Annotated in this window: 22 protein-coding genes and 2 tRNA genes; 2 read left to right on the forward strand and 22 right to left on the reverse strand. The window is 40.5% G+C overall.

The window, feature by feature from the left end; genetic code table 11:
* Nucleotides 1–12: 12 nt before the first annotated feature.
* The 6 genes from HMPREF1516_RS08570 to gyrA form a co-directional block, all read right to left on the reverse strand.
* On the reverse strand, nucleotides 13–360 hold the full coding sequence (locus HMPREF1516_RS08570) for a hypothetical protein (RefSeq protein ID WP_033606339.1): 348 nt from the start codon (nucleotides 358–360) through the stop codon (nucleotides 13–15).
* A 122-nt stretch (nucleotides 361–482) separates the two neighbouring features.
* Nucleotides 483–824, reverse strand: a complete 342-nt coding sequence (locus HMPREF1516_RS08575) for a hypothetical protein (RefSeq protein ID WP_033606340.1) — start codon at nucleotides 822–824, stop codon at nucleotides 483–485.
* A gap of 373 nt (nucleotides 825–1,197) precedes the next feature.
* Nucleotides 1,198–1,827 (reverse strand): hypothetical protein, encoded by a 630-nt coding sequence (locus HMPREF1516_RS08580; RefSeq protein WP_033606341.1) that lies wholly within the window; start codon nucleotides 1,825–1,827, stop codon nucleotides 1,198–1,200.
* Between the two features lie 26 nt (nucleotides 1,828–1,853).
* Nucleotides 1,854–2,270, reverse strand: coding sequence for a hypothetical protein (locus HMPREF1516_RS08585; protein ID WP_000464445.1), 417 nt, complete (start codon nucleotides 2,268–2,270; stop codon nucleotides 1,854–1,856).
* 74 nt (nucleotides 2,271–2,344) lie between these two features.
* Nucleotides 2,345–3,091: a class A sortase gene (locus HMPREF1516_RS08590; RefSeq protein ID WP_033606342.1), complete on the reverse strand. Its 747-nt coding sequence runs from the start codon at nucleotides 3,089–3,091 to the stop codon at nucleotides 2,345–2,347.
* Nucleotides 3,091–5,559 carry a DNA gyrase subunit A gene (gene gyrA, locus HMPREF1516_RS08595; RefSeq protein ID WP_033606343.1) on the reverse strand — a complete coding sequence of 823 codons (2,469 nt, stop codon included), beginning with the start codon at nucleotides 5,557–5,559 and terminating at the stop codon, nucleotides 3,091–3,093. The genes HMPREF1516_RS08590 and gyrA overlap by 1 nt, the downstream gene beginning before the upstream one ends.
* Nucleotides 5,560–5,752: 193 nt before the next feature.
* On the opposite strand from gyrA, the gene HMPREF1516_RS08600 reads away from it, so the two are divergent.
* Nucleotides 5,753–6,739 carry an L-lactate dehydrogenase gene (locus HMPREF1516_RS08600; protein ID WP_000204722.1) on the forward strand — a complete coding sequence of 329 codons (987 nt, stop codon included), beginning with the start codon at nucleotides 5,753–5,755 and terminating at the stop codon, nucleotides 6,737–6,739.
* A 278-nt stretch (nucleotides 6,740–7,017) separates the two neighbouring features.
* On the opposite strand, the gene HMPREF1516_RS08605 is transcribed toward HMPREF1516_RS08600, so the two are convergent.
* Nucleotides 7,018–7,293, reverse strand: coding sequence for an HU family DNA-binding protein (locus HMPREF1516_RS08605; RefSeq protein ID WP_001284635.1), 276 nt, complete (start codon nucleotides 7,291–7,293; stop codon nucleotides 7,018–7,020).
* Nucleotides 7,294–7,398: 105 nt separating this feature from the next.
* Nucleotides 7,399–8,235, reverse strand: coding sequence for a DegV family protein (locus HMPREF1516_RS08610; protein ID WP_033606344.1), 837 nt, complete (start codon nucleotides 8,233–8,235; stop codon nucleotides 7,399–7,401).
* 143 nt (nucleotides 8,236–8,378) lie between these two features.
* Here HMPREF1516_RS08610 and HMPREF1516_RS08615 point away from each other — a divergent pair, with 143 nt between their 5' ends.
* Nucleotides 8,379–9,227, forward strand: coding sequence for a YitT family protein (locus tag HMPREF1516_RS08615; RefSeq protein WP_033606346.1), 849 nt, complete (start codon nucleotides 8,379–8,381; stop codon nucleotides 9,225–9,227).
* 21 nt (nucleotides 9,228–9,248) lie between these two features.
* On the opposite strand, the gene HMPREF1516_RS08620 is transcribed toward HMPREF1516_RS08615, so the two are convergent.
* The 14 genes from HMPREF1516_RS08620 to HMPREF1516_RS08685 form a co-directional block, all read right to left on the reverse strand.
* The gene (locus HMPREF1516_RS08620; RefSeq protein ID WP_033606349.1) at nucleotides 9,249–10,646 is read right to left on the reverse strand and encodes an APC family permease; all 1,398 of its coding nucleotides are present in this window, start codon (nucleotides 10,644–10,646) and stop codon (nucleotides 9,249–9,251) included.
* 124 nt (nucleotides 10,647–10,770) lie between these two features.
* Nucleotides 10,771–12,183, reverse strand: coding sequence for a Fe-S cluster assembly protein SufB (sufB, locus tag HMPREF1516_RS08625; RefSeq protein ID WP_000797071.1), 1,413 nt, complete (start codon nucleotides 12,181–12,183; stop codon nucleotides 10,771–10,773).
* Nucleotides 12,184–12,236: 53 nt separating this feature from the next.
* A complete protein-coding gene (sufU, locus tag HMPREF1516_RS08630) occupies nucleotides 12,237–12,677 on the reverse strand; it encodes a Fe-S cluster assembly sulfur transfer protein SufU (RefSeq protein WP_033606351.1) in 441 nt (146 codons plus the stop codon).
* Complete coding sequence (locus tag HMPREF1516_RS08635; RefSeq protein WP_033606353.1) at nucleotides 12,664–13,890, reverse strand: cysteine desulfurase; 1,227 nt, start codon at nucleotides 13,888–13,890, stop codon at nucleotides 12,664–12,666. Before HMPREF1516_RS08635 ends, sufU begins: the two co-directional genes overlap by 14 nt.
* 10 nt (nucleotides 13,891–13,900) lie before the next feature.
* Nucleotides 13,901–15,163 (reverse strand): Fe-S cluster assembly protein SufD, encoded by a 1,263-nt coding sequence (gene sufD / locus HMPREF1516_RS08640; RefSeq protein ID WP_033606355.1) that lies wholly within the window; start codon nucleotides 15,161–15,163, stop codon nucleotides 13,901–13,903.
* Between the two features lie 27 nt (nucleotides 15,164–15,190).
* Nucleotides 15,191–15,961 (reverse strand): Fe-S cluster assembly ATPase SufC, encoded by a 771-nt coding sequence (gene sufC / locus HMPREF1516_RS08645; protein ID WP_033606356.1) that lies wholly within the window; start codon nucleotides 15,959–15,961, stop codon nucleotides 15,191–15,193.
* Nucleotides 15,962–16,112: 151 nt separating this feature from the next.
* A complete protein-coding gene (locus HMPREF1516_RS08650) occupies nucleotides 16,113–16,307 on the reverse strand; it encodes a DUF3272 family protein (protein ID WP_001081611.1) in 195 nt (64 codons plus the stop codon).
* Between the two features lie 27 nt (nucleotides 16,308–16,334).
* Entirely contained in the window at nucleotides 16,335–17,993 is a 1,659-nt protein-coding gene (gene dnaX / locus HMPREF1516_RS08655) for a DNA polymerase III subunit gamma/tau (RefSeq protein WP_033606358.1), read from the reverse strand.
* A complete protein-coding gene (locus HMPREF1516_RS08660; protein ID WP_000887140.1) occupies nucleotides 17,993–18,490 on the reverse strand; it encodes a GAF domain-containing protein in 498 nt (165 codons plus the stop codon). Before HMPREF1516_RS08660 ends, dnaX begins: the two co-directional genes overlap by 1 nt.
* A gap of 82 nt (nucleotides 18,491–18,572) precedes the next feature.
* Nucleotides 18,573–19,775, reverse strand: a complete 1,203-nt coding sequence (gene rpsA, locus HMPREF1516_RS08665) for a 30S ribosomal protein S1 (RefSeq protein WP_001001615.1) — start codon at nucleotides 19,773–19,775, stop codon at nucleotides 18,573–18,575.
* A 162-nt stretch (nucleotides 19,776–19,937) separates the two neighbouring features.
* A tRNA-Gln gene (locus HMPREF1516_RS08670) sits at nucleotides 19,938–20,009 on the reverse strand.
* Nucleotides 20,010–20,017: 8 nt separating this feature from the next.
* Nucleotides 20,018–20,098: transfer RNA gene (locus tag HMPREF1516_RS08675), tRNA-Tyr, on the reverse strand.
* A gap of 49 nt (nucleotides 20,099–20,147) precedes the next feature.
* Complete coding sequence (locus HMPREF1516_RS08680; protein ID WP_000037105.1) at nucleotides 20,148–20,378, reverse strand: DUF2969 domain-containing protein; 231 nt, start codon at nucleotides 20,376–20,378, stop codon at nucleotides 20,148–20,150.
* 112 nt (nucleotides 20,379–20,490) lie between these two features.
* On the reverse strand, nucleotides 20,491–21,528 hold the full coding sequence (locus HMPREF1516_RS08685) for a branched-chain amino acid aminotransferase (RefSeq protein ID WP_321141206.1): 1,038 nt from the start codon (nucleotides 21,526–21,528) through the stop codon (nucleotides 20,491–20,493).
* Between the last annotated feature and the right edge of the window lie 18 nt (nucleotides 21,529–21,546).

Below are 21,546 nucleotides of genomic sequence, written 5' to 3' on the forward strand. Positions count from 1 at the left end.
TAAATCTCTCCTTTACCCATTAACAGAAAAACATTTCAATATTTCAAATTGATCATCCAAAAATTCAAACTCAAATAGGTGCCAGTCATCGAAGGTTTGCTCACAATAACTAACTGTTCCTTGATTGTAGTCAATGATAGGTTTCCCCAGCTTGTTCTTCACATCTTCCTCGCTGACTTCTCCATACATTTCCTTAAGATCAGCTAGCATAAAGTTTATAATTCTATTGAGATTTTCCTGATAATTTTTTGATAACAGTTCAACTTTATCTATAAAGTCACAATCAGGCTCTTCGTCCCAAACAAAGATCACTCCCTCATGCTCATAAGTGTATTGCTGTAAACTCTCATCAAAATTCATTGTTCACTCTCCAAATCATTATCATTTACTAAAAATTTATTAACATTAATCAAAATGTTCAAATGATTTCATAAAAATGTCTTCCACACACGCGTACGATAAAATAACAACACTTGCAATGATTAGAAGATATCATCATAATGTTCACTCGCTTGTTGCACAAACTCGAAAATATTCAAAGATATGGGTTTCATTCCCAGTGAACCTAATGCCCCCAAATCATTCATATAAATAGTGTCGTCAGAATCTTTCTTTATAAAAAAAGCGACATCCCCATCTTGCCCAATCAGGAAAAAATCAGGTTCCCACTCTTCTATTTGGTAGGTGAAGTTTCTTTCTAGCAAATCTAACCTCGAATATAAGGTGATACCTGTATTCTCTATTACAAACTCTCCTGCCTTGTCAATTCTACTCAAGAATTCTGCGTATAGGTTCGGAAATGCCAAGTCAATCTGATTATTCATTCTCAACTCCTCATCTATTTTTCCTACTGCGAAAGTCCTATATCTCATCTTCACTTAATTCTCTAAAATGTGAAATATGATATCCAAAATAACACTTCCCCCGATTTTCCTATGAAGATTCAGTGTCCAGCCATATTGGCAATTCCTCCCAAGAATATCATAGGAAGAACCTTGTCAAATGGAAAACTACTTGTTATGTCTTCTTTGAGCCTAACTAAAGACTTTTCTCTTAACTGACTCATTATCTATCCTCTCTTATACTAGACATCCTTCGGTTACTTACGATAAACCTTTCAACCTACTGACCAGTTTCCTTTCACATTGAAAAGATACCATTAAAGTTGAATGATCATCTTGCAAGCATCAAACATTATCAAATTTTACAGTTTTCGATTTCTTCTCTACTCATACCTACAAGTTCTGTCGTCCACAAGCCTACAACATCAGACAAGACTGAATCGCAGGTATACTCTTCTTCACCGTCTACATACTTACAGGAAAAGACAGGCTTTCTTGTCGCCGCTTGATAAAATGCCATGGCTACTTTTTCTAGTTTTTTGGGATTGAAATCAAGTGATAGTTTTTGAGCCATATTTCCTCGTATCTGATCCCAATTTTCCTGCTTAGCCTGATAGCTTTCTCGTATTTTAGACACATAGCCCCTACAAAATGTTTTCAATAAGTCTGTATTCTGATAAAGATACTGACAGCTAAAATCTGAAATACAACCTGCGTGAAGTAGGAATGTCAGTAAGTCATCCAGACTTCCTGCTACTCTCCCCACTTGGCCCTCACTTCCGATAAAGCCTATGCTGTTATCTTCGAGAAAAACATATTCTCCCCCACTACCATCTTGAGCAAAAGCCTTACAGGCAAGAGAGTACTCCTCATTGTTCCCTGAAAACTGGACTTCACTTATCTTGTCATAAAAATAAATATCACATTCAGTCATCAGTAAGGTCCTTAACTGTTCATTTTCTCTGACTTCTTGTAGCTTATCCATGATCATTCCTTTCTTAAACTAAACACTTATCCATCTATTACAATTCTAATATGATAGTTTTTAGTTTCATTCTTTAGATTCTTCACAAGGAGATCATTCTGTTTTGATTGTCCGAAGAAAAAACTGACAGCTTTTCCATCTTTTCTTTCGATACACAAATGATAACTTGCCCCATTCAATTTGACACTTCGAATATATTTGACTTCAATCCTTCTGATGTTATTCAGCGGAATGATTCTCTTCACAAATACAAAAGCATTGTGAATATAAAATCTCCCATTGGAAATGTGAAACGGGGCAAAAAAATCACCACCACTACGACGGACAATTATAAAACGTCGCCAAAAGATTAGTAAAAGAATAGAGGCTAATAAGTAAAAGGCAAAACTAAAGACAGGACTTTCCCACATCGTTTTCATTCCAAACAAAAAATATTCGAACATGCATCATTCTCCTTTGACTGATGTCTCAATTTGACAAAAAACCAGTGAAATTGCTTCTTCACTGGTTTTTGAGGTTAATAACGTTGTCTATATGGCTTATTAAAGGCGCTTAGGATATCATCAGATGTTTCAGAATAAGCTTTAACTTCTTTAAAATCACCTTTAACAATAATCCGCTCTGTCGCATTATAGTCCACACAAGTTACCAGCGTAATCTCCTTAACTCCTTCACGATCTTCGATTTCATCTACTCGGTCCGGAGTAACGTGTTTAACTTCCGTAATCTCATAAGTATAAACCTTATCCTTATCGGTCAGGTAAATTTTCATACCCGCTTTAGCGTTAACTAAAGGTGAGAAGAGCATTTGACTGGCATTTTCAGCAGTAAAGATATGGTGACTCGCTAGAGAATAGTTGCCCTCTCCCATTTTTTGGTCTGGTTTCATGGTCCCTGCTCCGTAAAACAAGTTTACATTATCCAACCCTTTGAAAATAGGAAGGTTAATCTCCACTTCGGGAATAGCAATTCCTCCAATAACAGGAAGCTTCTGAGCGTCCCACTGAGCGGCTAGAACTGCTTCAGATGAGATAGATTTAACCGAATCAAAATCAAAATTTCCTTCTGTTTTGAGATTTTCATCTATATTTTCTTTAGTAACCTGATTGACTTGGTATTTATTGGTATTCCATACCATAAAGAGATCTCGAATCTTTGAATTAAAAATCAAAGCTAAGGATAAAAGAATTAAGAAAACCGCTAAAATATTGAGAAATAGATTCCTACGCTTATTCTTCTTACTTTTCGTTTTTTTATGAGACATTATGCTTTACCTTCTGTTTCGTTTTCAGTCCCAACTTCTTCTTTTTCTACCGCATCAACCGTTGTAAAGGTCACAATCTTGGCATCTTGGTCTAGACGCATCACCTTAACTCCCATAGTTGAGCGTCCTGTTTGTGAAATATTGGCAACATTTGTTCGAATCATAACACCTGTATCCGTGATAATCATCAGGTCTTCATCTCCTTTAACAGTGAGGAGACCTGCAAGAGGGCCATTTTTCTCAGCAACATTGGCTGTCTTCATTCCTTTACCACCACGACCTTTTGTTGGATATTCAGTTGCAAGAGTACGTTTACCATACCCTTTTTCAGTGATGATAAGGACCTCGTCCTGGTCAGTGATGACACTAGCACCAACTACAGTGTCTCCATCACGAAGGTTAACACCTCGGACACCTGTCGCGATACGGCTCATACCACGAACGGCTGATTGATTAAAGCGAACGGCATAACCAAATTTGGTACCAATGATGATATCTGTATCTTCTTCTGTCAGCAAGACATTAATCAGTTCATCTTCATCCTTGAGATTCAAGGCCTTAAGTCCATTTTGACGAATGTTAGCAAATTCTTTGACACTGGTTCTCTTCACGACACCGTGACGAGTTGTAAAGAAGAGATAAGCGTCATCACTACGTTCAGATTTAACATTAATGATGGTTTGTATGCTCTCCCCTTCATCCAGCTTCAAAAGATTGACAACCGGCAATCCCTTAGCCGTGCGACCGTATTCAGGAATTTCATAACCTTTTAGTCGGTATACGCGACCTTTATTGGTAAAGAAGAGCAAGTGATCATGGGTGCTGGTTGAAACCAACTCACGCACAAAGTCATCATCCTTAACTCCTGTACCTTGGACTCCACGACCACCACGTTTTTGAGCAGTAAATTCACCTTGGTCCAAACGTTTGATATAGCCCTTGTTAGAAAGAGTGATTAAGACATCTGACTCCTCAATCAAGTCTTCATCTTCAAGGGTTAAGACTTCTCCAACCATCAACTCGGTACGACGTTTGTCACCAAATTTACGTTTTACTTCATCTAATTCATCTTTTATGATTTGCACTACGCGTTCTGGTTTAGCAAGAATATCGGTTAGGTCTGCAATCAAGGCAATCAAGTCATCATATTCAGACTGAATCTTATCGCGTTCCAATCCTGTCAAACGACGAAGACGCATATCAAGGATGGCCTGACTTTGACGTTCAGAAAGCTTAAACTTGCTCATCAACTCAGCTTGTGCTTCCGCATCCGTTTCACTAGCACGGATGATACGGATCACTTCGTCGATATGGTCTAGCGCGATTAAAAGGCCTTCTAAGATGTGCGCACGCGCTTCTGCCTTTTCCTTGTCAAAACGAGTACGACGAACAACCACTTCTTTTTGGTGTTCAATATAAGCATCCAAAATTTGGCGAAGAGATAAGATTTTTGGTACGCCATTTTGAATAGCAAGCATATTGAAACCAAAGTTGGTTTGCATCTGGGTCATCTTGAAAAGATTGTTAAGGATAACGTTGGCAGACGCGTCGCGTTTAACCTCGATTACAAAGCGAACGCCTTCACGGTTGGACTCATCACGTACGGCTGTAATGCCCTCAATTCGTTTTTCCTGAACCAAGCGAACAATATGCTCATGCACCTTGGTTTTGTTAACCATATAAGGGAATTCCGTTACAACGATGCGCTCACGACCCGTCTTAGTGGTTTCAATCTCTGTACGAGAACGAAGAACAATCGAACCTTTCCCAGTCTCATAAGCTTTGTGGATCCCTGATTTCCCCATAACAAGAGCACCAGTTGGAAAATCTGGGCCAGGCAAGACTTCCATCAAGTCCTTAGTCGTCACTTCAGGATTGTCCATAACCAACTTCACTGCATCAATGGTTTCACCCAAGTTGTGAGGTGGAATATTGGTTGCCATCCCAACGGCGATACCCGTTGCTCCATTGACCAAAAGGTTTGGAAAACGAGCTGGCAAAACCAAGGGTTCACGTTCGTTAGCATCGTAGTTATCTACGAAATCAACGGTGTTTTTATTGATATCACGAAGCATTTCCAGAGCAATCTTGCTCATACGTGCCTCAGTGTACCTCTGCGCGGCAGCACCGTCCCCGTCCATAGAACCAAAGTTTCCATGCCCATCAACAAGCATGTAACGGTAGCTCCACCATTGAGCCATACGAACCATGGCTTCGTAAATTGAGGAATCACCGTGTGGGTGGTATTTACCCATAACATCCCCTGTAATACGGGCTGATTTTTTATGAGGTTTGTCTGGTGTAACACCTAGTTCATTCATTCCGTAAAGAATACGACGGTGAACAGGTTTTAAGCCATCTCGAACATCAGGAAGGGCCCGCGCGACGATAACGCTCATGGCGTAGTCGATAAAGCTGGTCTTCATCTCCTTTGTCAGATTGACATTCACTAAATTTCTATCCTGCATTCATAAATGCCTCATTTCACTATTAGTAATTAGATATATTATACCATAATTTGTCCTTCATTTCAGTCTTTGAAAACCACTAAAACGTTTACATCGATAACCGAATAGAATATTCGTGACAAAGTTTTTTAAAAGTGATAGAATGAAAGTGTCTGGGGATTCCCCTAAAAAAAATGAAGGAGATGTTTAGATAATGACTTCAACTAAACAACACAAAAAAGTGATCCTTGTTGGTGACGGTGCCGTAGGTTCATCTTACGCTTTTGCACTTGTTAACCAAGGAATTGCACAAGAGCTTGGAATTATCGAAATTCCACAATTACACGAAAAAGCTGTTGGTGATGCGCTTGACCTTAGCCACGCCCTTGCCTTCACTTCACCTAAAAAAATCTACGCTGCTCAATACTCTGACTGTGCAGACGCTGATCTTGTTGTTATCACTGCAGGTGCTCCTCAAAAACCAGGTGAAACTCGTCTTGACCTTGTAGGTAAAAACTTGGCTATCAACAAATCAATCGTAACACAAGTTGTTGAATCAGGTTTCGATGGTATCTTCCTTGTTGCAGCTAACCCAGTTGACGTTTTGACTTACTCAACTTGGAAATTCTCTGGATTCCCTAAAGAACGTGTTATCGGTTCAGGTACTTCACTTGACTCAGCACGTTTCCGTCAAGCACTTGCTGAAAAATTGGATGTTGATGCTCGTTCCGTTCACGCCTACATCATGGGTGAACACGGAGATTCTGAATTTGCTGTTTGGTCACACGCTAACATCGCTGGTGTAAACCTAGAAGAATTCCTTAAAGATACTCAAAACGTTCAAGAAGCTGAATTGATTGAATTGTTCGAAGGTGTTCGTGACGCTGCTTACACAATCATTAACAAAAAAGGAGCTACATACTACGGTATCGCAGTAGCACTTGCTCGTATCACAAAAGCAATCCTTGATGACGAAAATGCAGTGCTTCCACTTTCAGTCTTCCAAGAAGGTCAATACGGTGTTAAGAATGTCTTTATCGGTCAACCAGCTGTTGTTGGTGCACACGGTATCGTTCGTCCAGTAAACATCCCATTGAACGACGCAGAAACTCAAAAAATGCAAGCATCTGCTAAAGAATTGCAAGCTATCATTGATGAAGCATGGAAAAACCCTGAATTCCAAGCAGCTTCTAAAAACTAATGAAAAGAAGGTTCCCAAACATGGGAACCTTTTTTCTTTTACTGTAAAGGCTTAAACCCTATTTTTCAAAAGACTACTTATCTCAGAAGTTATATATCATATCAAATACTCGGTTGGAAAAACACCTAAATTTATACATATATAACTAAAGAAATGAAATCAACCGTTGCAGATGTCATGGAAAAGTATTCGTCTTTGCCCCCTTTTTGCCCCCTATACACAAAAAAGCCTGTCACACAAGCTCAAATGCTTGATATGACAGGCTTTTTGAAAATTCATTATTTAACAGCGTCTTTAAGAGCTTTACCAGCTTTGAATGCTGGAACTTTAGAAGCTGCGATTTCGATTTCTTTACCAGTTTGTGGGTTGCGACCTTTACGTGCAGCACGTTCACGAACTTCAAAGTTACCAAAACCAATCAATTGAACTTTTTCACCAGCTGCAAGGTATTCAGTTACTGCTGCAAATACAGCATCAACTGCTGCTGCTGAATCTTTCTTAGTCAATTCTGTAGCTTCTGCCACTTTAGCGATCAAATCTTGTTTGTTTGCCATGTTAACAAATCCTCCAAATAATTTCTGATTAACAAATATAATCATATCCTAAAATTGCCCATAGGTCAAGTCAAAAACGCCATTTCAAACATTTTTCTCTATTTTTTAGGAATTATAGCGGATTAGAATTGCCCAAGCATTCTCTCCAGTATGAGTTTGAATAATAGAGCCAGTTTCCAGTACAGAGATTGGTTTCTCAACATAGGCTTGCAATAAACTCTTCATCTCATTTGCCCATTCATTCGTTCCAGCATAGGAAATTCCAATTTCTGCAACTGATTTTTGGGAAAGAGTATTGGTTAATTCCTCAAGCCACTTTTTGAAAGTTTTCGCTCCACGTCCTTTGGCGATAGGTTGGAGTTCGTGGTTCTTCATCTGCATTACTACACGAATATTCAAGAGTGAGCTTAGTAATCCTGTCACACGTCCAATACGACCACCCTTAACCAAGTTTTCTAGTGTCGAAACACCGATATAGAGTTCTGTATGATTTTTGACGTCCTCTACATGAGCTAAGATCGTTTCTAAGTCTTTACCCTCTTTAGCAAGTTTTGCGGCTTCAACTACTTGAAACTTCATAGCCTGATCTGTAAAGGAACTATCAATAACCGTCACATCAGAACTTGAGAGACTTGCACCTTGGCGTGCAGCTTCAACAGTCCCAGACAAGGCATGAGACATATGAATAGCAACAACCTGACTGCCATCTTTTCCCAGCTCTTCAAAGACTTCAGCAAACACTCCTACTGGAGGTTGACTCGTTTTAGGGAGATTCTTGCTTTGTTGCATGAGATGAAGGAATTCCCCCTCTTTTAGATCAGCATCTGAGTAGAGTACGCCATCAATCATAACTGATAAGGGGACAATAGTGATATTTAATTCTTTAACTACTTCTGGTTCGATAGTAACAGAAGAGTCCGTTACAATTTTTACTTGTGTCATAAGTTCAATCTTTCTATTCTTCTCAATAGGATTGGGATTTTTCACTCTTATTATATCAAAAAAATGATAAAAAATCATAAGTAATCCAATTAAAACAACTGAATTTTTGGTATAATCTATCTATAGAAAAGCGAGGAACAGCTATGATTCGAAAAGTCCAACCGATTATTACAATTATATTTGGAGCAGCTATCTATGCCTTTGGTCTCACCTACTTTGTTGTTCCTTATCATCTATTTGAAGGAGGGGCGACAGGTATCACCTTGATTACCTACTATCTTTTTAAAATCCCTGTCTCATTGATGAATCTCTTAATCAACATTCCTTTATTTATTTTGGCTTGGAAGATATTTGGTCCCAAGACCCTCTACTCCAGCCTTCTGGGTTCTATTTCTCTCTCTATTTGGCTCGCAATCTTTGAGCGTATCCCCTTGCAATTTGACTTACAAGGGGACCTCATCATCGTTGCTTTAGTCTCAGGGGTTTTACTGGGAGTTGGTTTAGGAATTATCTTTAATGCTGGTGGGACCACTGGTGGCTCTGATATCGTTGCCCGCATCCTTAACAAATACACCAATCTTTCGATTGGGAAATTGCTTTTTGGAATTGACTTTTTCATTTTAATGTTAATTCTGCTTATTTTCCAAGATCTCCGTCTTGTGACCTATACTCTCTTGTTTGACTTCATCATCGCTCGCGTTATTGACCTGATTGGCGAAGGGGGATACGCTGGTAAAGGATTTATGATTATTACTCAATATCCTGACCAACTGGCTGATAAGATTAATGAGGAGCTTGGACGTGGTGTGACCTTTATATCTGGTCAAGGTTATTACAGTAAGAAAGATTTAAAAATTATTTACTGTATCGTCGGTCGGAACGAAATCGTCAAAATGAAGGATATGATTCACCAAGTCGATCCTCAAGCCTTTATCACCATCACAGAGGCCCATGAAATTCTGGGTGAAGGCTTTACTTATGTGAAAGATTAAAAAGCTGGGATTTCCCAGCTTTTATTTTTCTTCTGCGAGAGTTGAATGGCGGAACCCATAAGTAAAGTAAATGACTAGACCAACTACAAGAGCAATGCCAAAGGCAATCCAGGTATCTAGACTATATTGAAGCATAAAGGAAACACAGATAAGGATGGAAAGGATTGGCAAAAGTGGTACCAAAGGAGTTTTAAACTCTCCTTTTTTGGGCATACCCTTATCTTTTCTGAGTTTTATTATTCCGTAGGCTAGTAAAATGAGATAAGCTAAGGTACAGATATTTAAGAAGGCTGCAATACTGGCTAGAGGAAACACTCCTGCAGCAATAGCTGAAGCAACTCCTGTTAAGAGAGTCGCATTTTTAGGAACGCGACTAGTCTTGCTTAATCGTTTAAAACTTTGAGGTAAAAGTCCATCACGTGCTAAGCTATAAATCATTCGAGACAAAGCATAAGTCATGGAAATACATACCGTTATCAGGGTGAGAATGGCTACAAGCGAAACATAGTTGGCTGCCCAACCGATACCAATACTCCGTAATGAAAATGCTACTGCATCGTCCACATTGAGCTTACTATAGTGAACAATCCCTGTCAATACTAAGGTCACCAAAGCATAGAGAATAGTGACGATTGTCAGAGAAAGGACAATTCCGCGAGGAATATTTTTTTGCGGGCTTTGGATTTCATCAACTGCCATGGAAATAGACTCAAATCCGAGAAATCCAAAGAACATCAAAGATGCACCTGCCATAATCCCAGTGCTTCCTCCATAAATCTGGCCAAAGCCAAAAGGAGCAAAATTCGACCAATTTTCAGGCTTGATGTACCAAATACCAACTAGGATAAATAAGGCTAGAGCAGAAAATTTCAAGATTACTAGAAGCGAATTAAAGCGTAAGGCTGCCTTGGAATTTAATAAAACCAATCCCGTTACCAAGGTAAGTACTAGAATAGGTAGAAGATCGATATAGGTTCCCTGTTCAGGATTAAAGGTTCCATTCAAGGCTTGGGGCATGGAAATACCATAATCACTGAGTAAGCCCTTAAAGTAAGCTGCCCAGCCAGACGCCACACCTGAAACAGCCGTCATGAATTCCATGATGGTCAACCAGCCAGCAATCCAGGCTGGCAATTCTCCCAAAATCGCATAGAGATAACTATAAGCACCCCCAGTTGCAGGTACACGAGAGGCAAATTCTGCAAAAAAGAGAGCTGATAGAGAAACACACAGGGCAGAAATCACGATGGAAACCACTAGTGATGGACCGGCAAGTGTTGCTGCTGCAGTTCCTGTAATGGTAAAAATCCCAGTTCCTACCATGGCACCGATTCCCAATAGAATCAAATCCCACAATTTCAAATGGCGACGCATCTCTGCCTGTCTCAGACTGACATCCTTGGTTCTAAAAATATTCATACTTCATCTCCACTAAATGTAATTGTTTTATTTTACCATATAAAAGCATTTTTGTGAATATTTATTAGGTCCTTTTTGAAAAAAATCTGAACAGGAAGAGTTCCTGTTCAGATTTTGCATATTCTTATCCGACTGAACCTTCCATTTCATAGCTAATCAAGCGGTTCAGCTCAACTGCATATTCCATTGGAAGTTCTTTGGTGAAGGGTTCGACAAATCCCATGACAATCATCTCAGTTGCCTCAGATTCTGACAAACCACGGCTCATGAGGTAATAGAGTTGTTCCTCTGAAATCTTAGATACCTTGGCTTCGTGTTCCAATGCAACTTGCGAGTTGTGAATTTCATTAAACGGAATGGTATCTGATGCTGATAAGTCATCCATGATAATGGTATCACACTCGATGTGAGAAACAGATTTCTTAGAGTTCTTGTTAAAGGTTACTTGTCCACGATAGTCCACCTTTCCTCCGCCTTTAGCGATGGATTTAGACACGATAGATGAGCTTGTATGTGGAGCGTTGTGAATCATCTTGGCACCCGTATCTTGGTGTTGACCAGCATTGGCAAAGGCGATCGAAAGCATGGTACCACGGGCCCCTTCTCCATCTAGGTAAACAGATGGGTATTTCATGGTTGTTTTGGCACCCAAGTTACCATCAATCCACTCAACAGTCGCATCTTTCAAAGCTTTGGCACGTTTTGTTACCAAGTTATAGACATTATCAGACCAGTTTTGGATGGTTGTATAACGCATATAAGCTCCGTCTAAAGCAAAAATTTCTACAATGGCAGCGTGCAAGCTATTGCTTGAATAAGTTGGTGCTGTACATCCTTCTACGTAGTGGACGCTTGCTCCTTCATCAACAATAATCAAGGTACGTTCGAACTGACCTGTATTTTCGTTGTTGATACGGAAGTAGGTTTGAAGTGGAATATCTACCTTGACACCTTTTGGTACGTAGATAAAGGTTCCACCTGACCATACTGCTGAGTTGAGGGCTGCCAACTTGTTATCAGTCGGCGGTACCAACTTCGCAAAGTATTGTTTAAACAAGTCTGGGTATTCCTTGAGGGCAGAATCTGTATCTGTAAAGATAATACCTAATTTCTGGAACTCTTCTTTCATGTTGTGGTAAACCACTTCTGACTCGTACTGGGCAGAAGCACCTGCTAGATAAGCACGTTCAGCTTCTGGAATCCCGATACGTTCAAAGGTTTCTTTGATCTTTTCAGGAACTTCATCCCAAGAACGGGCTGGTTTATCAGATGGTTTTTGGTAATAGATCAAGTCATCAAAGTCAATCTCTGACAAGTCTGCTCCCCAGGTTTGCATAGGCATTTTTTTGAAGGTTTCATAAGACTTCAAACGGAATTCTAACATCCACTCTGGCTCACCCTTGGCAGCAGATAATTCACGAATAACACCTTCGTTGAGTCCTTTTCCTGTCGATAGGACAGGCTCTACATCATCATGGAAACCAAATTTATATTCACCAAGATCAATTGGTTTTGGTTCTACTCTTTCTTCAGCCATAATATCCTTTCTTTCTTCATTTCTAATGATTTATAAGACAAAAGAAACTTGTCTTATCTGTTATCTTGATTTTCAATTGTCTTCTTAAGAGCGTTCCAAGCTAGGGTTGCACACTTGATTCGTTGAGGGAATTTGGCAACACCTGATAAGAAAGCCGCGTCTCCAAGTTGGTCTTGACGCTCATCTTTTTGCCCTTGAACCATTTCAGAAAAAATAGTCGCAAGTTCTAAAATTTCTTGTTTGGTTTTTCCTAAAACGGCATCTGTCATCATACTAGCAGAGGCAGTTGAGATGGTACAACCCGAGTTTAGAAAAGCGATATCCTCCAAACGGTCCTCTGCGTCAAACTTGACAGAGAGGTTGATGACATCCCCACAGGTTGGATTATTGAGACTGATTTGCTCAGCGTCTTCTAACTTTCCTTGGTGATGGGGATTTTTCGAATGGTCCGCTACCACTGCCATATAAAGGCTATCTAGTTTAGAAAGTGCCATTGAAAAACTCCTTTGTCTTTTGTAAGGCATCGACCAACTTGTCGCAATCTGCCTTGGTGTTGTAGATATAAAAACTTGCACGAGCTGTTGCTGGGACTTCTAAATACTGGAGCAAGGGTTGGGCACAGTGGTGACCCGCACGAACGGCTACTCCTTCATAATCCAAAGCAGTCGCAAGATCGTGAGGATGGAGTTCGCCTAGATTAAAGGCAATAACACCCGATCGTTGCGCCAAGTCTTGTGAACCATAAATAGTCAGTCCTTCAATTGCCTGCAGTTTTGGATAGACATATGCAATTAGTTCTTGTTCATGAGCTTCAATAGCATCCATACCAATCTTTTCTAGGTAATCCACTGCAGCAGCAAGTCCGATAGCACCTGCCATATTTGGAGTTCCAGCCTCGAATTTCCAAGGCAATTCCTTCCAACTAGCAGATTGCTCATAAACGAAATCAATCATTTCGCCACCAAATTCTACTGGTGACATTTGATTGAGATATTTTTCTTTACCGTAAAGAACACCAATACCAGTTGGACCAGCCATCTTATGACCTGAAAAGGCAAAGAAGTCCACATCCAAGTCCTGTACATCAATCTTCATATGAGGCGTAGACTGAGCACCATCCACCACCATGATGGCTCCAACTTGGTGAGCCATTTGCGTGATTTCTTTAATAGGATTGACCACACCCAGAACATTGGAGGCGTGAGCTAGTGAAACAAATTTGACCTTGTCAGTTAATTTCACCTGCAAGTCAGCCATATCCAGAGATCCGTCCTTGAGATAAACATAGACGAGCTCCGCTCCAGTCTTGCGGCAGGCCTCCTGCCAAGGAATGATATTGGAATGGTGTTCCATGACGGAAATCAAGACCTGATCTCCCTCAGTCAACACTTCTTCAGCATAACGTGCTACCCAGTTAAGACTGGTTGTCGTTCCTCTGGTGAAGAGAACTTCCTTTGTAGAGCTTGCATTGATAAACTTACGAATAGTTTCACGAGCAGCTTCATAAGAAGCTGTTGCCCGTTCCGCTAAGGTATGAACACCACGGTGAACATTGGCATTATCATGCTCATAGTAGCGGTTGATTGTTTCCAGTACTGCTAGTGGTTTTTGTGTCGTCGCAGCATTGTCCAGATAGACCAACGGTTCATCATTAACAATCTGGTCTAAAATTGGAAAATCCTTGCGAATCGCTTCTACATCTAACATAGGCTTCCCCTTAGCGTTTTGACAATTTTTCTTCGATAGTTGCAATCATTTCATCGCGAACTTCTTTGACTGGAATCTCAACGATAACGGATCCAAGGAAACCGCGGACAACTAAACGTTCTGCAGTTGCCTTGTCCAAGCCACGACTCATGAGATAGTACATGTCTTCTGGATCTACTTGCCCGATAGAAGCCGCGTGACCAGCAGTTACGTCATTTTCATCAATCAAAAGAATTGGATTAGCATCTGAACGCGCTTGGTCTGAAAGCATGAGAACACGACTTTCTTGTTGGGCATCTGCTCCCTTGGCACCCTTGATAATGTGGCCGATACCGTTGAAAGTTAAAGTTGCTTTTTCAAGGATAACCCCATGTTGGAGGATATTTCCGATTGAGTTACATCCGTAGTTAGTCACTCGAGTATCAATCCCTTGAATCTGACGGCCACTTGATAAGGCGACAACCTTAAGATCAGCATGGCTACCATTCCCAATCAAGTCGCTATCAAAGTCCGCAACGACATTTCCCTCGTTCATGACACCGATTGCCCAGTCAATGCTTGCATCGTTGCCAAGTTTACCACGACGGCTAATGTAGGCAGTGACATTTTCACCTAAACGGTCAATAGCAGCAAATTTCACTTGCGCACCAGAACGAGCAATCACTTCTACAGTAATATTGGCAGTTGCTTTTGCACTACCTCCACCTCGTGACTCTAGACGTTCTAGGTAACTAATCTTAGAGTTTTTACCAGCAATGATAAGGATATGCTTGTTAAATGGCACATCGCTATCGCTGTCTTGGTAGAAAATCCCTTCGATTGGCTCTTTAATCTCAACATTATCAGGAATATAGAGAACAGCACCACTGTTAAAGTAAGCTGTATGGTAAGCTGCCAACTTGTCATCGTCATATTTTACAGACGACATGAAGAATTCCTCGATAAGCTCTGGAATTTCTTCTAAAGCTGAGTGGAAGTCTGTAAAGACTACCCCTTGTTCAGCCAATTCAACTGGAATTTGTTCAAAAACAGTTTGGGTTCCTACTTGAACCAATTTCAAGTGATTGTCTAGAGCTGTGAAATCCGGAACATTTGCTGATGGTTCACTTTCTGTAATGGTTCCATCCCCCAGATTCCAACGGTGAAATTTGACACACTCAATGACTGGTAATTCCAAACTCTCAATCTTATCAAAAGCTTTTTGACGGAGGTCAGCCAACCAGCTTGGTTCAGCGTGCATTTCTGAAAAAAGTTTAATAGTTTCTTTAGTCATTTACTTCTCCTAAAAGATACGAGGGAATTACAATTCTTCCTTGTAGTCGTAGCCAAGTTCTTCAGCTAGTTTTGCGTATCCTTCACGTTCCAAACGGGCAGCCAATTCTGGACCACCAGAAAGGACCACACGACCTTCCATCATCACGTGTACCACGTCTGGTGTGATGTAGTTCAAGAGACGTTGGTAGTGAGTGATGATCATAGCACCAAAGCCTTCGCCGCGCATAGCATTGACACCTTTCGATACGACTTTAAGGGCGTCAATATCAAGACCTGAGTCAATCTCATCTAAAAGGGCAAAAGTTGGTTCCAACATCAAGAGTTGAAGAATTTCATTACGTTTTTTCTCACCACCAGAGAAACCTTCGTTGAGGTAACGCTCTGCCATTTCTTCTTTCATGTTGAGCAATTCCATTTTCTCGTCTAGTTTAGTGATGAACTCACGAATTGAAATCTTTTCATCATCTTCTTTACCAGCATTCATAGCTGCACGAAGAAACTCAGCGTTAGTAATTCCAGGAATTTCTGATGGATATTGCATAGCAAGGAAAAGTCCCATACGCGCGCGTTCGTCCACTTCCAACTCAAGGATATTTACGCCATCAAACAAGACCTCACCTTTGGTAACTTCATAGTTTGGATTTCCCATGATAGCGGCAGAAAGAGTCGATTTACCAGTACCATTTGGTCCCATGATAGCAGCGATTTCTCCTGTTTTCAGAGTCAGATTGACTCCTTTCAAAATTTCTTTTCCTTCAATCTCAACGTGAAGATCTTTGATCTCTAATACTGACATGATAATTCCTTTCTTTTTCAGGCCTATTTCCTTTATCCTTAGCAAAATTACTTACATTTCTCTAAAAATACAAGAAAAGGTCCATAAATATACTCTACTAGTATAACAAAAAAAAGCCTAAAAGGCTTTGATTTTGTCTAGAAGCTTGGAGCTAGTCCTTGCGATTTAGGTGCTGATCAATGGTGTCTACAATTTTTCCCATCACGTAACTTAACCTAAAATTTCGAAAGAGTAGAATGGCCCAAAAGGCTGCCATGAAATAACGCCCGGTCATCCAGGCTTCATTGAAAAAATAAGTCTCAGCAGCCGTAAATAACGCTATCATAATAAATTGTTGTCTATTCATAAACTTATTGTATCATGAAATCTTTCTTTAGTCTTCCTCTACCTTCACTTTATCAGCCAAAAATTCAAATCCTTCTGGAATCAAACTCTCTTCTTCCACCTCTTGATTGGTTTGAGAAGACTTGTTTTTAGCTGAAAATGCTGCTCGAACCTCTTTCCATTCCTCCATGGAAATGGCTAAAATCTCAGGTGAAAAACCTGCTGCCTGACTGAGGATGTTGCCAAACATGGTGTTAAGATTATCCCGTTTCATGGTTTGCCCAGCATTGAAATTAGACTCAAAAGCTAAAATAGCATGGTGTTCGTTTGCCGCAACTGGCTGAGAACCAACAAGCAGAGCCTTATCAGGACCAGCTAAGCTTTCGATTACTTCTCCCCATGCATTCTGGAGGCGAATCAAGTTTTGCCGTGCCAATTCAGGATTTTCAACAGCTTCTTGTAGGATAGCCTGAACTTTATTACGGTCTACTCGATAGACTGTCTTGGAAGTGGCTGGACGGCTAGAGACTGGCGCCACTTGTTTAGGAGCTGTTCCAACATTAGCAAGTTCTTGTTTGAGACGAGCAACTTCCTGTCTCAGTGCAGAAATTTCTCCTTCGACAGCTTCTGAAAGCACTGGCTCAGGCTTAATCTCAGCTAAACGAATGGTCATCATCTCAGCATAAATCTTAGGTTGCAGGCTTGCTTTCATATCTGCCAAGCTCACAGTCGCTATTCGAATCATTTCAAAGAGACTTTCCTGAGAAAGAGCTAGATTGTCCATAAAAACTGGACTATGATGAGTATTTTCGCCACCTGTCTGAACAACTAGTAGATCACGCAAATACTGTAAAAGATCCGTCACAAAACGAGTCATACTCTTACCATTTTCAAATAAAAGATTCAAAGAATCAAGCGCTTTTGAAACATCCTGCTGAGACAAGGCGGCTACATAGTCATCTAGTGCTGATAGACTAATGGTGCCTGTAATCTCCTCAGAGATAGCAGTCGTGAGCTCATTTCCCTGTGTCAAGCTCAAGGCTTGGTCCAGAATAGACAAGGCATCCCGCATTCCACCTTCAGCTCGTCTGGCAATGATTTCCACAGCCTCCGGTTCAGAACTGATATTTTCTTTTTCTAGAATATGATAAATATGCTCCTTGATATCTTGAGTTTTAATCGATTTGAACTCAAAACGTTGAACACGCGATAAAATGGTTGCTGGAATCTTATGCAATTCAGTGGTCGCCAAGATAAAGACAACATTTTGAGTTGGCTCCTCAAGAGTCTTCAAAAGCGCATTAAAGGCTCCCGTAGACAGCATATGAACCTCGTCTATGATATAGACCTTGTAACGTGCCAAGCTAGGTGCATAGGTAGATTTGTCACGAATTTCACGGATTTCATCAACTCCATTATTTGAAGCCGCATCCATTTCAATAACATCTTCTAGGCTACCTTCTGTCACTGCCTGACAGATATAGCAGTGATTACATGGTTCTCCATCCACTTGATTTGGGCAGTTCATGGCCTTGGCAAAAATCTTGGCTACACTTGTTTTCCCAGTTCCACGAGGGCCTGAGAAAAGATAGGCATGACTAATCTTTTCCTGCTCGACCGCTTGTTTTAGGGTTTTAGCCACAACTTCTTGTCCGACCAATTGTGAAAAAGTTTGGCTTCTATATTTTCGATAAAGTGCTTGATACATTAGGCTTTCTCCTCAAACATCGTAAAGTCCCATTCTGTCTTCTCAAGCAAAATAGCGACAAATTGTTCCAAGTAATCACGGTCAACGGCATTGTAATCATCAATAACTGAAGAATCCAGGTCTAAGACACCCAGCAATTGACCATTCTTGAGCATGGGGACCACGATTTCACTCTTGGCCATACTATCACAAGAAATGTAGTTTGGATAGGTGCTCACATCGCCAACCAAAACAGTCTCTTGAAACTCAGCAGCTTCTCCACACACGCCTTTTCCAAGCGGAATGCGAATACAAGAAACACCACCCTGAAAAGGCCCTAAAACCAACTCGCTACCATCAAACAGATAAAAACCTGCAAATACAGTATTGGGGAAGCGCGATTTTAGGAGGGCACTAGCATTCGAAAGATTGGCAAGAACATTGCTCTCACCTTCAAGTAAATAAGAGAGTTCCTCATTTAACAATTGATATTGTGATTGTTTTTCTGAATCTAACATAGAACTATTATATCAAAAATGGGAAAGAGACAAAAGAAAAATCCCTTGTTTTAAACAAAGGATTTTGTGATTATCAATTTGATTAAAGTTCGATATCACCGAACAAGTCAGCCATTGAGAATCCTGTTTGTGTCTCTGGAAGTTCGAAATCACGTTTTTCTTGACGTTTTGGACGACGTGGACGAGCAGCACGTTTTTCTTCTTTTTGTCCTTCTTCTTGAGCTGGACGTTCTTCAAGAGCTTTGATAGAAAGAGATACGCGTTCTGCGTCAGCGTTAACATCAAGAACTTTAACAGTAACTTCTTGACCAACAGTAAGAGCTTCTTTTGGATTTTCGATACGTTTGTGTGAAATTTGTGATACGTGAACAAGTCCATCGATACCTGGCAATACTTCAACAAATGCACCGAAGTCAGTCAAACGTTTAACTGTTCCTTCTACTACATCACCTTTAGCCAATTTTTGCTCAACGCCATCCCATGGTCCAGGTGTTGTTGCTTTAAGTGAAAGGGATACGCGTCCTTCTTCTTCATTAAGATCAAGGACTTTAACCTCGATTTCTTCACCAACAGTTACAACTGATTTAGGTGATACGTTACGTTCGTGTGACAATTCAGTCAAGTGAACCAATCCGTCAACACCACCGAGATCGATGAAAGCACCAAAGCTAGTGATACGAGCAACTTTACCAGTTACGACATCACCAACAGCTAATTTACTGAATACTTCAGCACGAGCTGCTGCAGTAGCTGCTTCAACAACTTCACGACGTGAAAGGATGAAGCGGTTTTCTTTAGGGTCAACTTCTTTGATTTTAGCATCAAATTCTTGACCTACGAAACGATCAGTGTTACGTACGAAACGAGTATCCAACATTGAAGCTGGAATGAATCCACGAACACCTTCAAATTCTACTGAAAGTCCACCTTTAACGGCACGAGTTCCTTTAACAGTAACAACTTCTTCTTCGCGTCCTACAAGTTTGTCCCATGCTTTGCGAGCTTCAAGGCGTTTTTTAGATACAAGGTATGTAACTGTATCAGTATCTTTACCAACTACTTGACGAAGTACAAGAACATCCAATACTTCTCCTACTTTCACAAAGTCATTGATATCTGCATCGCGATCGTTTGTCAATTCTCGAAGAGTCAAGACACCTTCAACACCAGTCCCAGAGATTGCAACGTTAGCTTGAGTCGCATCAACTGTCAATACTTCAGCACTAACAACATCACCAGGCTCAACTTGGCTAACGCTATTTAGCAAATCTTCAAATTCGTTCATCTAAAAAATCCTCCAACAATCAAGTCTTTCCAAACTTGACATACTTATAATTTTTTTCCTAAGCACCCGCAAAGACATGTTCACATCGTTCACGCCTTTCAATTATAAAAATAAAATACCCTAAGATATTTTTCTTTTTATCTTGAACTTATTACCTAAGAACTGGGGTAGCTGGATTCGAACCAACGCATGAGGGAGTCAAAGTCCCTTGCCTTACCGCTTGGCTATACCCCAATGATGAATGGAGAGAGAGGGATTCGAACCCCCGAACCCGAAGGAGCGGATTTACAGTCCGCCGCGTTTAGCCTCTTCGCTATCTCTCCAATGTTCAACGAAGACTATTATATCATGAAATTTTCAATAAAACAAGTATTATTTTGTCAAATTATAGTTTTCAATCAAAATTTCCACAGCTTTTTCAAGTTTTTTATAAAAACTATCGACATTTCCATTCTTTATGATGGCAAATTGGTTATCTAATTCGGCAATTTCGCCAATGACCTTTTTCCCGATTGTCAAAACGTATCCTTCATAACTGTCTTTTCCAACAGTCACTTTAGCATCTGTTAATTGAATTTCAATTTTCTTATCTTTTTTACTCATACTGTACCTCTTTTCACTTTTTCTATTGTACAAGAAAATACTCAAACTAGCAAGAAAAAACTCCATTTCAGCCATTACAACTGCTATGGAGTTCTTCTTTACTTCGTGTCTTTTAGTCCACTTTGACAATCCATCCCTCTGGTGCTTCTACATCACCAAATTGGATACCCGTCAATTCATCGTAGAGTTTACGTGTAACAGGACCTACTTCTGTTTCACTATAGAAAACATGGAAATCATCGCCATGTTGGATCCCCCCAATTGGAGAAATGACCGCTGCTGTACCACAAGCACCTGCCTCTACAAAACGATCCAAATTATCGATTGGGACATCACCTTCAATCGGTGTTAAGCTCAAGCGGTGTTCTGCCAAGTAAAGCAAAGAGTACTTGGTAATAGATGGTAAGATGGATGGACTCAATGGCGTAACAAATTCATTGTCTGCCGTGATTCCAAAGAAGTTAGCTGAACCGACTTCCTCAATCTTTGTATGTGTAGATGGGTCTAGGTAGATAACATCTGAGAAATGGCGTGATTTGGCCAACTTCCCTGGCAAAAGACTCGCAGCATAGTTTCCTCCAACCTTAGCCGCACCCGTACCATGTGGAGCTGCACGGTCGTATTCATCCTGAATCAAGAAATTGGTTGGAACCAATCCACCCTTAAAGTAATTTCCAACTGGCATAGCAAAGATAGTGAAAATGTACTCTTCTGCTGGTTTTACCCCGATGATATCTCCGACACCAATCAAGAGAGGACGAAGATAAAGGGTTCCACCTGTTCCATATGGTGGTACGTATTCTTCATTTGCACGGGCAACTGCTTTACAAGCTTCTACGAACATTTCTGTTGGTACTTGGGGCATCAAGAGACGGTCGCAGGTACGTTGCAGACGCTTGGCATTTTCATCAGGACGGAAAAGTTGAATACTACCATCCTTCGTACGATAGGCTTTCAATCCCTCAAATGCTTGCTGTCCATAGTGAAGACTTGGAGAAGACTCTGAAATATGCAAGGTCGCATCCTCTGTCAATTCTCCTTGATCCCATTGACCATTTTTGTAGTGAGCGATATAGCGATAAGGTAATTTCATATAAGAAAATCCAAGATTTTCCCAATCAATTGCAACTGTCATGTGTTTCTCCTTTATACTATTCAAACTATGTGT

Source organism: Streptococcus sp. CM6 (assembly GCF_000526095.1).
GTDB classification, from domain to species: domain Bacteria; phylum Bacillota; class Bacilli; order Lactobacillales; family Streptococcaceae; genus Streptococcus; species Streptococcus oralis_BW.

Bases quoted from the DNA above. Each gene is read 5' to 3' on its own strand.
- HMPREF1516_RS08570 (WP_033606339.1), bottom strand. From the start codon at position 360: ATGAATTTTGATGAGAGTTTACAGCAATACACTTATGAGCATGAGGGA.
- HMPREF1516_RS08575 (WP_033606340.1), bottom strand. From the start codon at position 824: ATGAATAATCAGATTGACTTGGCATTTCCGAACCTATACGCAGAATTC.
- HMPREF1516_RS08580 (WP_033606341.1), bottom strand. From the start codon at position 1,827: ATGGATAAGCTACAAGAAGTCAGAGAAAATGAACAGTTAAGGACCTTA.
- HMPREF1516_RS08585 (WP_000464445.1), bottom strand. From the start codon at position 2,270: ATGTTCGAATATTTTTTGTTTGGAATGAAAACGATGTGGGAAAGTCCT.
- HMPREF1516_RS08590 (WP_033606342.1), bottom strand. From the start codon at position 3,091: ATGTCTCATAAAAAAACGAAAAGTAAGAAGAATAAGCGTAGGAATCTA.
- gyrA (WP_033606343.1), bottom strand. From the start codon at position 5,559: ATGCAGGATAGAAATTTAGTGAATGTCAATCTGACAAAGGAGATGAAG.
- HMPREF1516_RS08600 (WP_000204722.1), top strand. From the start codon at position 5,753: ATGACTTCAACTAAACAACACAAAAAAGTGATCCTTGTTGGTGACGGT.
- HMPREF1516_RS08605 (WP_001284635.1), bottom strand. From the start codon at position 7,293: ATGGCAAACAAACAAGATTTGATCGCTAAAGTGGCAGAAGCTACAGAA.
- HMPREF1516_RS08610 (WP_033606344.1), bottom strand. From the start codon at position 8,235: ATGACACAAGTAAAAATTGTAACGGACTCTTCTGTTACTATCGAACCA.
- HMPREF1516_RS08615 (WP_033606346.1), top strand. From the start codon at position 8,379: ATGATTCGAAAAGTCCAACCGATTATTACAATTATATTTGGAGCAGCT.
- HMPREF1516_RS08620 (WP_033606349.1), bottom strand. From the start codon at position 10,646: ATGAATATTTTTAGAACCAAGGATGTCAGTCTGAGACAGGCAGAGATG.
- sufB (WP_000797071.1), bottom strand. From the start codon at position 12,183: ATGGCTGAAGAAAGAGTAGAACCAAAACCAATTGATCTTGGTGAATAT.
- sufU (WP_033606351.1), bottom strand. From the start codon at position 12,677: ATGGCACTTTCTAAACTAGATAGCCTTTATATGGCAGTGGTAGCGGAC.
- HMPREF1516_RS08635 (WP_033606353.1), bottom strand. From the start codon at position 13,890: ATGTTAGATGTAGAAGCGATTCGCAAGGATTTTCCAATTTTAGACCAG.
- sufD (WP_033606355.1), bottom strand. From the start codon at position 15,163: ATGACTAAAGAAACTATTAAACTTTTTTCAGAAATGCACGCTGAACCA.
- sufC (WP_033606356.1), bottom strand. From the start codon at position 15,961: ATGTCAGTATTAGAGATCAAAGATCTTCACGTTGAGATTGAAGGAAAA.
- HMPREF1516_RS08650 (WP_001081611.1), bottom strand. From the start codon at position 16,307: ATGAATAGACAACAATTTATTATGATAGCGTTATTTACGGCTGCTGAG.
- dnaX (WP_033606358.1), bottom strand. From the start codon at position 17,993: ATGTATCAAGCACTTTATCGAAAATATAGAAGCCAAACTTTTTCACAA.
- HMPREF1516_RS08660 (WP_000887140.1), bottom strand. From the start codon at position 18,490: ATGTTAGATTCAGAAAAACAATCACAATATCAATTGTTAAATGAGGAA.
- rpsA (WP_001001615.1), bottom strand. From the start codon at position 19,775: ATGAACGAATTTGAAGATTTGCTAAATAGCGTTAGCCAAGTTGAGCCT.
- HMPREF1516_RS08680 (WP_000037105.1), bottom strand. From the start codon at position 20,378: ATGAGTAAAAAAGATAAGAAAATTGAAATTCAATTAACAGATGCTAAA.